This window comes from Ornithinimicrobium pekingense DSM 21552, assembly GCF_000421185.1.
In the GTDB taxonomy this organism is placed as follows: Bacteria; Actinomycetota; Actinomycetes; order Actinomycetales; family Dermatophilaceae; genus Ornithinicoccus; species Ornithinicoccus pekingensis.
Genome location: NZ_ATWJ01000001.1, coordinates 20469 through 33720, shown reverse-complemented (window position 1 = coordinate 33720; position 13252 = coordinate 20469). Strand labels below are relative to the sequence as shown.

Here is a 13252-nt window from a genome sequence, read left to right as displayed (position 1 = left end):
CACGCCACTCACGGCAAGAAGTAGAAAGGACGCCACCATGGCGAAGCTGAGCACCGAGGAGCTCCTTGACCAGTTCAAGGAGATGACCCTGATCGAGCTGTCCGAGTTCGTCAAGGCCTTCGAGGACACCTTCGAGGTCACCGCCGCCGCCCCGGTCGCCGTCGCGGCCGCCGGTGCGCCGGCCGCCGGCGGCGGCGACGCCGCCGCCGAGGAGGAGCAGGACGAGTTCGACGTCATCCTCGAGTCGGCCGGTGACAAGAAGATCCAGGTCATCAAGGAGGTCCGCGCGCTGACCTCCCTCGGCCTGAAGGAGGCCAAGGACCTCGTCGACGGCGCTCCCAAGCCGGTCCTGGAGAAGGTCGACAAGGACGCCGCCAACAAGGCCAAGGAGCAGCTCGAGGGCGCTGGCGCCACCGTCACGCTCAAGTGAGCCCGTCCGGGCCGTGCACCGCGCGGCCCGGACTCTCCTCGCCACGGGCGGGGTCGCACCGGCACAGCTGGTCGCGGCCCCGCCCGCGGTGCGTTTCGGGGCGTCGCGGCAGGTCCGCTTGACGCGGGGGCCCGAAAGGCGCACAGTATCTGCGAACAGAACAGTTCCCACGGCAGTGGCGGTCCACGGACCACGGGCTTGCGGCCCGGAGGAGGACCAGGCACCCGACGTGGGGCGCGGTCGAGCGGGTTGGACTTGGGGGCGCGCGATGTGTATGCTGTCGCTTTGCGCTGCCCTGCACCTGCTCCCGCTCACCGCTGAACGTTGACGCGCACGTCACCCCCGCCGGCCGACGTGATCTTGACCCCGCGACTTCGTGCTGCACCCGAGGCAGGCGCTGGTGGTCGCCCGAACTAGCCGCCCAACAGGCCCGTGGAAGGACCAATCCTTGGCTGCCTCGCGCACTGCGAAGAAGACTGTGTCCACCGCTCGTACGGCTTCCGGCCGTCTGAGCTTTGCAAAGATCAGGGAGCCCCTCGAGGTACCCGACCTCCTCGCCCTCCAGACCGAGAGCTTCGACTGGCTCCTCGGCAACGAGGCCTGGCAGGCGCGCGTCGCCGCGGCCCAGGCCGAGGGACGCAACGACATCCCCACCACCTCCGGTCTGGAGGAGATCTTCGAGGAGATCTCCCCGATCGAGGACTTCTCCGGCTCCATGTCGCTGAGCTTCCGCGACCACCGGTTCGAGGAGCAGAAGTACTCCGTCGAGGAGTGCCAGGAGAAGGACATGACCTACTCCGCGCCGCTCTTCGTCACGGCGGAGTTCATCAACAACTCCACCGGTGAGATCAAGAGCCAGACGGTCTTCATGGGCGACTTCCCGCTCATGACCCCGCGCGGCACCTTCATCGTCAACGGCACCGAGCGCGTCGTCGTCTCGCAGCTGGTCCGTTCCCCCGGCGTCTACTTCGAGCGCTCCCTCGACAAGACCTCCGACAAGGACATCTTCTCGGCCAAGGTCATCCCCAGCCGCGGTGCGTGGCTGGAGTTCGAGATCGACAAGCGCGACCAGGTCGGCGTGCGCGTGGACCGCAAGCGCAAGCAGAGCGTCACGGTGCTGCTCAAGGCCCTCGGCTGGAGCGAGGCGCAGATCCTCGAGGAGTTCGGCGACTACGAGTCGATCCGCGCGACCCTGGAGAAGGACCACACGGCCGGCCAGGACGAGGCGCTGCTGGACATCTACCGCAAGCTGCGCCCGGGCGAACCGCCCACCAAGGAGGCCGCGCAGACGCTGCTCGACAACCTCTACTTCAACCCCAAGCGCTACGACCTGGCGAAGGTCGGCCGCTACAAGATCAACAAGAAGCTGGGGCTGCAGGCGCCGCTGGAGGAGTCCGTCCTCGGTATCGACGACGTCGTGGCGACGATCAAGTACCTTGTCGCGCTGCACGCCGGCCAGGACAACCTGGACATGGCGGCCGGCCCGACGCTGGTCGAGGTCGACGACATCGACCACTTCGGCAACCGTCGTCTGCGCAGCGTCGGCGAGCTCATCCAGAACCAGGTCCGCACCGGCCTGTCCCGCATGGAGCGTGTCGTCCGCGAGCGCATGACCACGCAGGACGTCGAGGCGATCACGCCGCAGACGCTGATCAACATCCGGCCGGTCGTCGCCTCCATCAAGGAGTTCTTCGGCACCAGCCAGCTGTCGCAGTTCATGGACCAGAACAACCCGCTGTCCGGGCTGACGCACAAGCGTCGTCTGTCCGCGCTGGGCCCGGGCGGTCTGTCCCGTGACCGCGCCGGCATGGAGGTCCGTGACGTCCACCCCTCGCACTACGGCCGCATGTGCCCGATCGAGACCCCCGAGGGTCCCAACATCGGTCTGATCGGCTCGCTGGCCTCCTACGGCCGGATCAACCCGTTCGGCTTCGTCGAGACCCCCTACCGCCGCGTGCGCGACGGCAAGGTCACCGACGAGGTGGACTACCTGTCCGCCGACGAGGAGGACCGCTTCGTCATCGCCCAGGCCAACGCGAGCCTGGCCGACGACGGCACCTTCCTCGACGAGCGCGTGCTGGTGCGGGCCCGTGACGGCGAGGCCGTCGACGTGCCGGCCGGTGACGTGGACTACATGGACGTCTCCGCCCGCCAGATGGTGTCGGCGGCGACCGCGATGATCCCCTTCCTCGAGCACGACGACGCCAACCGTGCGCTCATGGGCGCCAACATGCAGCGTCAGGCCGTGCCGCTGGTGCGCGCCGAGGCGCCGCTGGTCGGCACCGGTATGGAGCACCGCGCCGCCCTCGACTCCGGTGACGTCGTGCGCGCCACCAAGGCGGGCGTCGTGCAGGAGGTCTCGGCCGACCTGGTCACCGTCGCCAACGACGACGGCACCTACATCTCCTACAAGATCGACAAGTTCACCCGCTCCAACCAGGGCAACTGCTACAACCAGCAGGTCCGGGTCGACACCGGTCAGCGTGTCGAGGAGGGTCAGCTCATCGCCGACGGTCCCGCCACCGACGGTGGCGAGATGGCGCTGGGGCGCAACCTGCTGGTGGCGTTCATGCCGTGGGAGGGCTACAACTACGAGGACGCGATCATCCTCTCCCAGCGGATCGTGCAGGACGACGTCCTGTCCTCGATCCACATCGAGGAGCACGAGATCGACGCCCGCGACACCAAGCTGGGCCCGGAGGAGATCACGCGGGACATCCCGAACGTCTCCGACGAGGTGCTGGCCGACCTGGACGAGCGCGGCATCATCCGCATCGGTGCCGAGGTCCGCGACGGCGACCTGCTCGTCGGCAAGGTCACGCCCAAGGGCGAGACCGAGCTGACCCCGGAGGAGCGCCTGCTGCGCGCGATCTTCGGCGAGAAGGCGCGTGAGGTCCGCGACACCTCGATGAAGGTGCCGCACGGTGAGACCGGCACGGTCATCGGCGTCAAGGTCTTCGACCGCGAGGACGGCGACGAGCTGCCCCCGGGCGTCAACCAGCTGGTCCGGGTCTACGTCGCCAACAAGCGCAAGATCACCGACGGTGACAAGCTCGCCGGCCGCCACGGCAACAAGGGAGTCATCTCCCGGATCCTGCCCGTGGAGGACATGCCCTTCCTCGAGGACGGCACCCCGGTCGACGTCATCCTCAACCCGCTGGGCGTGCCCGGCCGGATGAACATCGGCCAGATCCTCGAGCTGCACCTGGGCTGGGTCGCCTCCCGCGGCTGGAAGATCGACGGCGAGCCGGAGTGGGCCGAGCTCATCCCCTCCGACGCCCGCGAGGCCACCCCGGGCACCCGCGTGGCCAGCCCGGTGTTCGACGGTGCGCGCGAGGAGGAGATCTCCGGTCTGCTCGACTCGACGACCCCGACGCGTGACGGCCAGCGGCTCATCGGCAGCTCGGGCAAGACCAAGCTGTTCGACGGCCGCTCCGGCGAGCCGTTCCCGGACGAGATCTCGGTCGGCTACATGTACATCCTCAAGCTGCACCACCTCGTGGACGACAAGATCCACGCCCGCAGCACCGGCCCCTACTCGATGATCACCCAGCAGCCGCTCGGTGGTAAGGCGCAGTTCGGTGGCCAGCGCTTCGGTGAGATGGAGGTCTGGGCGCTGGAGGCCTACGGCGCCGCCTACGCGCTGCAGGAGCTGCTGACGATCAAGTCCGACGACGTCACCGGACGCGTGAAGGTCTACGAGTCGATCGTCAAGGGCGACAACGTCCCCGAGCCCGGCATCCCCGAGTCCTTCAAGGTGCTCATCAAGGAGATGCAGTCGCTGTGCCTGAACGTCGAGGTGCTCTCCTCCGACGGCACGCACATCGACCTGCGCGAGTCGGACACCGAGGTGTTCCGCGCGGCCGAGGAGCTGGGCATCGACCTGTCGCGCCGCGAGCCCAGCTCGGTCGAAGAGGTCTAGTCGGGGGGGGGCGCGCTGAGCGCCTGCTCCCGAAACGTCAGGTCGCCGGGCGGAGCCCGACCGCCCCGCCCGGCGACCACCTCCTAACTCAACTTTTCACTGCATACCGAGGAAAAGGAAGCACACAGTGCTGGACGTCAACTTCTTTGACGAGCTGCGTATCGGCCTGGCCACCGCGGAGGACATCCGCGCCTGGAGCCACGGCGAGGTCAAGAAGCCCGAGACCATCAACTACCGCACCCTGAAGCCGGAGAAGGACGGGCTCTTCTGCGAGAAGATCTTCGGCCCCACCCGGGACTGGGAGTGCTACTGCGGCAAGTACAAGCGCGTCCGCTTCAAGGGGATCATCTGCGAGCGCTGCGGCGTCGAGGTGACCCGCGCCGGCGTGCGCCGCGAGCGGATGGGCCACATCGAGCTCGCCGCCCCCGTCACCCACATCTGGTACTTCAAGGGCGTCCCGTCGCGCCTGGGCTACCTGCTCGACCTCGCCCCGAAGGACCTGGAGAAGGTCATCTACTTCGCGGCCTACATGATCACGCACGTCGACGAGGAGCAGCGGCACGCCGACCTGCCCTCGCTCGAGGCGCAGATCCAGACCGAGAAGAAGCAGCTGGAGAACCGCCGCGACTCCGACGTGGAGGAGCGGGCCAAGAAGCTCGAGGCCGACCTGGCCGAGCTGGAGGCCGAGGGGGCCAAGGCTGACGCCCGGCGCAAGGTCAAGGACGGCGCCGAGCGGGAGATGAACCAGATCCGCCGCCGCGCCGACCAGCAGATCGAGCGCCTCGAGCAGGTCTGGGACCGCTTCAAGAACCTCAAGGTCCAGGACCTGGAGGGCGACGAGATCCTCTACCGCGAGATGCGTGACCGGTTCGGCATGTACTTCGAGGGTGGCATGGGTGCGGCCGCCCTGCAGAAGCGTCTGCAGAGCTTCGACCTGGACGCCGAGAACGAGTCGCTGCGCGAGATCATCGCCACCGGCAAGGGCCAGCGCAAGACCCGCGCGATCAAGCGCCTCAAGGTCGTCACCAGCTTCCAGCAGACCAAGAACGAGCCGGCCGGCATGGTGCTCGACGCCGTCCCGGTCATCCCGCCGGACCTGCGTCCGATGGTCCAGCTGGACGGTGGCCGCTTCGCGACCTCCGACCTCAACGACCTCTACCGCCGCGTCATCAACCGCAACAACCGCCTCAAGCGGCTGCTGGACCTCGGCGCGCCCGAGATCATCGTCAACAACGAGAAGCGGATGCTGCAGGAGGCCGTGGACTCGCTGTTCGACAACGGCCGTCGTGGCCGTGCGGTGACCGGTCCGGGCAACCGCCCGCTGAAGTCGCTGTCCGACATGCTCAAGGGCAAGCAGGGCCGGTTCCGCCAGAACCTGCTCGGCAAGCGCGTCGACTACTCCGGCCGTTCGGTCATCGTCGTCGGCCCGCAGCTGCGCCTGCACCAGTGCGGTCTGCCCAAGCAGATGGCGCTGGAGCTGTTCAAGCCGTTCGTGATGAAGCGCCTGGTCGACCTCGACCACGCGCAGAACATCAAGTCCGCCAAGCGGATGGTCGAGCGCGGCCGGTCCGTGGTGTGGGACGTGCTCGAGGAGGTCATCACCGACCACCCCGTGCTGCTCAACCGCGCGCCCACCCTGCACCGGCTGGGCATCCAGGCCTTCGAGCCCCAGCTGGTCGAGGGCAAGGCGATCCAGATCCACCCGCTGGTCTGCACCGCCTTCAACGCCGACTTCGACGGCGACCAGATGGCCGTGCACCTGCCGCTGTCCGCGGAGGCGCAGGCCGAGGCCCGGATCCTGATGCTCTCGAGCAACAACATCCTCAAGCCGGCGGACGGCCGCCCGGTCACCATGCCCACCCAGGACATGGTCATCGGCCTGTTCCACCTGACCTCCGAGTCGCCCCTGGGCTCGGGCAGCGCCGACGTGCTGACCGACGAGGACGGCAACACCCACCTGCGCTCGTTCACGAGCGTCGCCGAGGCCCAGATGGCCTTCGACGCCGGCCAGATCGCCCTGGGCACCCCGATCCGCCTGCGGCTGACCAGCACCGCCCCGCCGCTGGGCTTCGAGCTGGCCGAGGACGCGGTCGTGGCGCAGGACGGGGTCGTGGCCTCCTTCGAGGTCGAGACCACCCTGGGCCGGGCGATCTTCAACGACGCCCTGCCGCCGAACTACCCCTACGTCAACGACGTGGTGGAGAAGAAGCGGCTGTCCGGCATCGTCAACGACCTGGCCGAGCGCTACACCAAGGTCCAGGTCGCGGCCAGCCTCGACTCGCTCAAGGACATCGGCTACCACTGGGCGACCCGCTCGGGCACCACGGTGGCGGTCTCGGACGTGCAGACCCCGGCCCGCAAGGCCGAGATCCTCTCCGGCTACGAGGCCAAGGCGAGCAAGGTCCAGCTGCAGTACGAGCGTGGTCTGATCACCGACGACGAGCGTCGCCAGGAGCTCGTCGAGATCTGGACGCAGGCGACCAACGAGGTCGCCAAGGAGCTCGAGACCACGATGCCCAAGGACAACACCATCTACCGGATGGTGACCTCGGGTGCGCGTGGTAACTGGTTCCAGCTGCGCCAGATCGCCGGCATGCGCGGCCTGATGGCCAACCCCAAGGGTGAGATCATCCCGCGCCCGATCAAGTCGAACTTCCGCGAGGGCCTGTCGGTCCTGGAGTTCTTCATCTCCACGCACGGCGCCCGCAAGGGTCTGGCGGACACCGCCCTGCGGACCGCCGACTCGGGCTACCTGACCCGTCGCCTGGTCGACGTCTCCCAGGACGTCATCATCCGCGAGAACGACTGCGGCACCGACCGTGGCTTCGTCATGCCGATCGCGGTGCGCCTGGAGAGCGGCGGGCTGCGGCCGCACGACGACGTCGAGACCTCGGTCTACGCCCGCACCCTCGTCGAGGACGTCACCGGGCCGGACGGGGAGGTGCTCGCCGAGGGCGGCATGGACCTGGGCGACGTGGTGATCGGACGCCTCGTGGCGGCCGGCATCGAGTCGGTCAAGGTCCGCTCGGTCCTGACCTGCGAGTCGCTGGTCGGCACGTGCGCGAAGTGCTACGGCCGCTCCCTGGCCACCGGCAAGCTCGTCGACATCGGTGAGGCCGTCGGCATCATCGCGGCCCAGTCGATCGGCGAGCCCGGCACGCAGCTGACGATGCGGACCTTCCACACCGGTGGTGTGGCCGGTGACGACATCACGCAGGGTCTGCCCCGTGTGGTCGAGCTCTTCGAGGCCCGCACGCCCAAGGCGGTCGCCCCGATCGCCGAGGCCAGCGGCCGCATCGAGATCGAGGACACCGACAAGGCCCGCCGCCTGCTGCTCACGCCGGACGACGGCTCGGACGAGCACGCCTACCCGGTCAGCAAGCGCTCGCGCCTGCTGGTCACCGACGGCCAGCACGTGGAGGTCGGCACCCAGCTCGTCTCGGGCGCCATCGACCCCAAGCAGGTGCTGCGCATCCTGGGCCCGCGTGCCACCCAGCAGCACCTGGTGGACGAGGTCCAGAACGTCTACCGCCAGCAGGGTGTGTCGATCCACGACAAGCACATCGAGGTCATCGTGCGGCAGATGCTGCGCCGGATCACGATCATCGAGGCGGCTGACGCCGAGCTGCTCCCGGGCACGCTCGTCGAGCGCGGCCGCTTCGAGACCGAGAACCGTCGCGTCGTCTCCGAGGGCGGGCGCCCGGCCTCGGGCCGTCCCGAGCTCATGGGCATCACCAAGGCCTCGCTGGCGACCGACTCCTGGCTCTCCGCGGCCTCCTTCCAGGAGACCACCCGCGTCCTCACCGAGGCCGCGATGGAGGCCAAGAGCGACCCGCTGCTCGGCCTGAAGGAGAACGTCATCCTGGGCAAGCTGATCCCGGCCGGTACGGGCCTGACCCGGTACCGCAACCTCACGGTCGAGCCGACCGAGGAGGCCAAGGCCGAGGCCTACGCCGTGCCCGTGTACGACGACTTCGACTACGCCGGCGCGTTCGGGCAGGGCACCGGAGAGGCTGTCCGCCTGGAGGACCTGCCGATGGACGAGCGCTACTGACGCATCCGGCCGGGCCGCAGGGTCCGGCCGCGTGACCACCGCCAGGGGCGGGTATGCCGTGCACACGGCATACCCGCCCCTGGCGCGTCGGGCGGCGGCGACTGCCGTCGTCGCGCGGGCGGCCCCTCCGCCGTGATTTGGCCGGGACCACGGCCTGCCGGTAGTCTGGAGAGCCGTGTGTGGGCTAGGTCCCGCATGCTCGCGGTCGGTCCGCCGACCGCGACCCCACCTCTCGCCGGGCAGTCCGCCCGGCCCACCCCGTGCAGGCTCATCATGCATCACGGGCAGGCCGGCCGGGAAGTGCAGGGGAGAGCAGCGTGTCCCAGCCCCTCGCGGGGTCGTGGCGCGCGTAAGCCAAGGAGCGGGAGACCGGCGCGAGCCGGGGGACCGCACGACCACTCGACTGACGGAGAATCAGTGCCCACGATCAACCAGCTCGTCCGCAAGGGCCGGCAGGACAAGGTCAAGAAGACCAACTCCCCAGCCCTCAAGGGCAACCCGCAGCGCCGCGGCGTCTGCACCCGCGTCTACACCACCACCCCGAAGAAGCCGAACTCCGCCCTGCGCAAGGTCGCCCGTGTGCGTCTGACCAGCGGCGTCGAGGTCACGGCCTACATCCCGGGCGTCGGCCACAACCTGCAGGAGCACTCGATCGTGCTCGTCCGCGGCGGCCGCGTGAAGGACCTTCCCGGTGTCCGCTACAAGATCATCCGCGGGTCCCTGGACACCCAGGGTGTCAAGGGTCGCAACCAGTCCCGCTCCCGCTACGGCGCCAAGAAGGAGAAGAAGTAATGCCTCGTAAGGGCCCCGCTCCCAAGCGCCCGCTGATCCAGGACCCGGTCTACGGCAGCCAGCTGGTCACCCAGCTCGTCAACAAGATCCTCGTGGACGGCAAGAAGTCGACCGCCGAGCGCATCGTCTACGGCGCCCTCGAGGGCTGCCGTGCCAAGACCGGCACCGACCCCGTGCAGACGCTCAAGCGCGCGCTGGACAACGTCAAGCCGGCCCTCGAGGTCAAGTCCCGCCGTGTCGGCGGTGCGACCTACCAGGTGCCGATCGAGGTCAAGCCCAACCGCTCGACCACGCTCGCCCTGCGCTGGCTGGTCGGCTACTCGCGCCAGCGTCGTGAGAAGACCATGACCGAGCGGCTCATGAACGAGATCCTCGACGCCAGCAACGGCCTGGGCGCCGCGGTGAAGCGCCGTGAGGACACCCACAAGATGGCCGACGCCAACAAGGCGTTCGCGCACTACCGCTGGTGACCGAGGGGCGGGCCCGGGCGCAGGTATGCGGTGCACGGCACCGCAGCGCCCGCCCGGGCCGCCCCCGCCGGCCTCACGGCACACCTGACTTCTAAGCAGACCAAGCAGAGAGAGAGACCGTGGCACAGGACGTCCTGACGGACCTGAGGAAGGTCCGCAACATCGGCATCATGGCGCACATCGATGCCGGCAAGACGACGACCACCGAGCGCATCCTGTTCTACACGGGTGTCAAGCACAAGATGGGTGAGACGCATGACGGTGCGTCGACCACCGACTGGATGGAGCAGGAGAAGGAGCGGGGGATCACCATCACCTCCGCCGCCGTCACCAGCTTCTGGAAGGGCACCCAGATCAACCTGATCGACACCCCCGGGCACGTGGACTTCACCGTCGAGGTGGAGCGCAACCTGCGCGTCCTCGACGGCGCGGTCGCCGTGTTCGACGGCAAGGAGGGTGTCGAGCCCCAGTCCGAGACGGTGTGGCGCCAGGCTGACAAGTACGGCGTCCCGCGCATGTGCTTCATCAACAAGATGGACAAGATGGGCGCGGACTTCTACTTCTCCGTGCAGACGATGGTGGACCGCCTCGGCGCCACCCCGCTGGTCATGCAGCTGCCGATCGGCTCGGAGTCCGACTTCGTCGGCATGGTCGACCTGGTCACCATGAAGGCCCTGGTGTGGCCCAAGGAGACCGCGCTGGGCGAGGACTACGAGACGGTCGAGATCCCGGCGGACCTGCAGGAGAAGGCGGAGGAGTACCGCAACACCCTCGTCGAGAAGGTCGCCGAGTCCGACGAGGAGCTGCTGGAGAAGTACCTCGGCGGCGAGGAGCTGACCGAGGAGGAGATCCACGCCGGTGTGCGTGCGCTCACCCTGGCCGGCGAGGTCAACCCGGTCTTCTGCGGCACGGCGTTCAAGAACAAGGGCGTCCAGCCCCTGCTCGACGCGGTCGTGGCCTACCTGCCCTCCCCGCTGGACCTGCCCCCGACCGAGGGTCACAAGCCCGGCGACGAGGAGACGGTCATCACCCGTAGCCCGGACGCCCAGGAGCCGTTCGCGGCGCTGGCGTTCAAGATCGCCACGCACCCCTTCTTCGGCACCCTGACCTACATCCGGGTCTACTCCGGCGAGATCACCGCGGGCCAGCCCGTGATGAACGCCACCAAGGGACGCAAGGAGCGGCTGGGCAAGCTGTTCCAGATGCACGCCAACAAGGAGAACCCGGTCGAGAAGGTCTCCGCAGGCCACATCTACGCGGTCATCGGCCTGAAGGACACGACCACGGGTGACACGCTCTGCGACATGAGCGAGCAGATCATCCTCGAGTCGATGACCTTCCCCGAGCCGGTCATCCACGTGGCCATCGAGCCCAAGACCAAGGGCGACCAGGAGAAGCTGGGCACCGCGATCCAGAAGCTGGCGCAGGAGGACCCGACCTTCACCGTCCGCCTGGACGAGGAGACCGGCCAGACCGTCATCGGCGGCATGGGCGAGCTCCACCTCGACATCCTCGTGGACCGGATGAAGCGCGAGTTCAAGGTCGAGGCCAACGTGGGCGCCCCGCAGGTCGCCTACCGCGAGACCCTGCGCCGCAAGGTGGAGAAGTTCGACTACACCCACAAGAAGCAGACGGGCGGGTCGGGGCAGTTCGCCAAGATCCAGATCAGCCTGGAGCCGATGGACACCGCCGAGGGCGAGCTCTACACCTTCGAGAACGTGGTCACCGGTGGCCGCGTGCCCAAGGAGTACATCCCCTCGGTCGACCAGGGCATCCAGGACGCGATGAACCTGGGCATCCTGGCCGGCTACCCGGTCGTCGGCGTCAAGGCCACGCTGCTGGACGGCGCCTACCACGACGTCGACTCCTCGGAGATGGCGTTCAAGATCGCCGGCTCGATGGCCTTCAAGGAGGCCGCCCGCAAGGCCGACCCGGCCCTGCTCGAGCCGATGATGGCCGTCGAGGTCCGCACGCCCGAGGACTACATGGGCGACGTCATCGGCGACCTCAACAGCCGTCGTGGCCAGATCCAGGCCATGGAGGACATCGCGGGCGCCAAGATCGTCCGGGCCGTGGTGCCCCTGTCCGAGATGTTCGGGTACGTTGGCGACCTGCGGTCCAAGACGCAGGGTCGCGCCAACTACACCATGCAGTTTGACTCCTACGCCGAGGTTCCGCGGAACGTGGCCGAGGAGATCATCAAGAAGGTCCGCGGCGAGTGAGCTGAACTCACTCCGCCCCGCGGAGTGATGGACCCGAGCAGCACCATCCATCAACACCCCCGTAGTGTCGTGCCGGCACCCAGCCGGTGACGATCGCACAACACAGTCCAACAGGAGGACACCAGTGGCTAAGGCCAAGTTCGAGCGGAGCAAGCCGCACGTCAACATCGGCACCATCGGTCACATCGACCATGGCAAGACGACGCTGACCGCTGCCATCTCCAAGGTCCTGCACGACAAGTACCCGGACCTCAACGAGGCGTCGCCCTTCGACAGCATCGACAAGGCTCCGGAGGAGCGCCAGCGCGGCATCACGATCTCGATCGCGCACATCGAGTACCAGACGGAGAAGCGTCACTACGCGCACGTCGACTGCCCGGGTCACGCCGACTACGTCAAGAACATGATCACCGGCGCGGCGCAGATGGACGGTGCGATCCTCGTCGTCGCCGCCACCGACGGCCCGATGCCGCAGACCAAGGAGCACGTCCTCCTGGCGCGCCAGGTCGGCGTCCCCTACATCGTCGTCGCGCTGAACAAGTCGGACATGGTCGACGACGAGGAGATCATGGAGCTCGTCGAGATGGAGGTCCGCGAGCTGCTGTCCTCCTACGAGTTCCCGGGCGACGACCTGCCGGTCGTGCGCGTCTCCGCGCTCAAGGCCCTCGAGGGCGAGCAGAAGTGGGTCGACTCCGTCCTGGAGCTCATGGACACCGTGGACGAGTACATCCCCGAGCCCGTCCGCGACCTGGACAAGCCGTTCATGATGCCGGTCGAGGACGTCTTCACGATCACCGGTCGTGGCACGGTCGTCACCGGCCGCATCGAGCGCGGTGTGCTCAAGGTCAACGAGGAGATCGAGATCGTGGGCATCCGCGAGCAGTCCTCCAAGACCACCGTCACCGGCATCGAGATGTTCCGCAAGCTCCTCGACGAGGGTCGCGCGGGTGAGAACGTCGGTCTGCTGCTGCGTGGCACCAAGCGCGAGGACGTCGAGCGCGGCCAGGTCATCGTCAAGCCGGGCTCGATCACCCCGCACACCGAGTTCGAGGCCCAGGCCTACATCCTGTCCAAGGACGAGGGTGGCCGGCACACCCCGTTCTACGACAACTACCGCCCGCAGTTCTACTTCCGTACCACGGACGTGACCGGCGTCGTGCACCTCCCCGAGGGCACCGAGATGGTCATGCCGGGCGACAACACCGACATGCGCGTCGAGCTGATCCAGCCGATCGCCATGGAGGACGGCCTCATGTTCAACATCCGTGAGGGTGGCCGCACCGTCGGCGCCGGCCGCGTCACCAAGATCCTCAAGTGATCTAGACGTCTCCGGCCGGCAGGGCCCCCGTCACCTCCTCGCGA

The 13252-nt window shown here is 68.0% G+C and carries 7 protein-coding genes; all 7 read left to right on the top strand.

Features of this window, described 5'->3' with window-relative positions; translation table 11 throughout:
- Positions 1-37: 37 nt before the first annotated feature.
- The 7 genes from rplL to tuf all read left to right on the top strand — a co-directional run bounded on the left by rplL (position 38) and on the right by tuf (position 13208).
- Positions 38-430, top strand: a complete 393-nt coding sequence (gene rplL / locus K330_RS0100205; protein WP_022919844.1) for a 50S ribosomal protein L7/L12 — start codon at positions 38-40, stop codon at positions 428-430.
- Positions 431-878: 448 nt separating this feature from the next.
- Positions 879-4352 carry a DNA-directed RNA polymerase subunit beta gene (rpoB, locus tag K330_RS0100200; protein ID WP_029202142.1) on the top strand — a complete coding sequence of 1158 codons (3474 nt, stop codon included), beginning with the start codon at positions 879-881 and terminating at the stop codon, positions 4350-4352.
- Between the two features lie 127 nt (positions 4353-4479).
- Positions 4480-8406: a DNA-directed RNA polymerase subunit beta' gene (locus tag K330_RS0100195; RefSeq protein ID WP_022919842.1), complete on the top strand. Its 3927-nt coding sequence runs from the start codon at positions 4480-4482 to the stop codon at positions 8404-8406.
- Between the two features lie 417 nt (positions 8407-8823).
- Positions 8824-9198 carry a 30S ribosomal protein S12 gene (gene rpsL, locus K330_RS0100190; RefSeq protein WP_010148679.1) on the top strand — a complete coding sequence of 125 codons (375 nt, stop codon included), beginning with the start codon at positions 8824-8826 and terminating at the stop codon, positions 9196-9198.
- Positions 9198-9668 (top strand): 30S ribosomal protein S7, encoded by a 471-nt coding sequence (rpsG, locus tag K330_RS0100185; protein ID WP_022919841.1) that lies wholly within the window; start codon positions 9198-9200, stop codon positions 9666-9668. Before rpsL ends, rpsG begins: the two co-directional genes overlap by 1 nt.
- Positions 9669-9787: 119 nt before the next feature.
- Positions 9788-11890 carry an elongation factor G gene (gene fusA / locus K330_RS0100180; protein ID WP_022919840.1) on the top strand — a complete coding sequence of 701 codons (2103 nt, stop codon included), beginning with the start codon at positions 9788-9790 and terminating at the stop codon, positions 11888-11890.
- Between the two features lie 124 nt (positions 11891-12014).
- Positions 12015-13208: an elongation factor Tu gene (tuf, locus tag K330_RS0100175; RefSeq protein ID WP_022919839.1), complete on the top strand. Its 1194-nt coding sequence runs from the start codon at positions 12015-12017 to the stop codon at positions 13206-13208.
- Positions 13209-13252 lie beyond the last annotated feature (44 nt).

Excerpts from the sequence above, each read along its gene's own strand:
- rplL (WP_022919844.1), top strand. The coding sequence starts at position 38 with ATGGCGAAGCTGAGCACCGAGGAGCTCCTTGACCAGTTCAAGGAGATG.
- rpsG (WP_022919841.1), top strand. The coding sequence starts at position 9,198 with ATGCCTCGTAAGGGCCCCGCTCCCAAGCGCCCGCTGATCCAGGACCCG.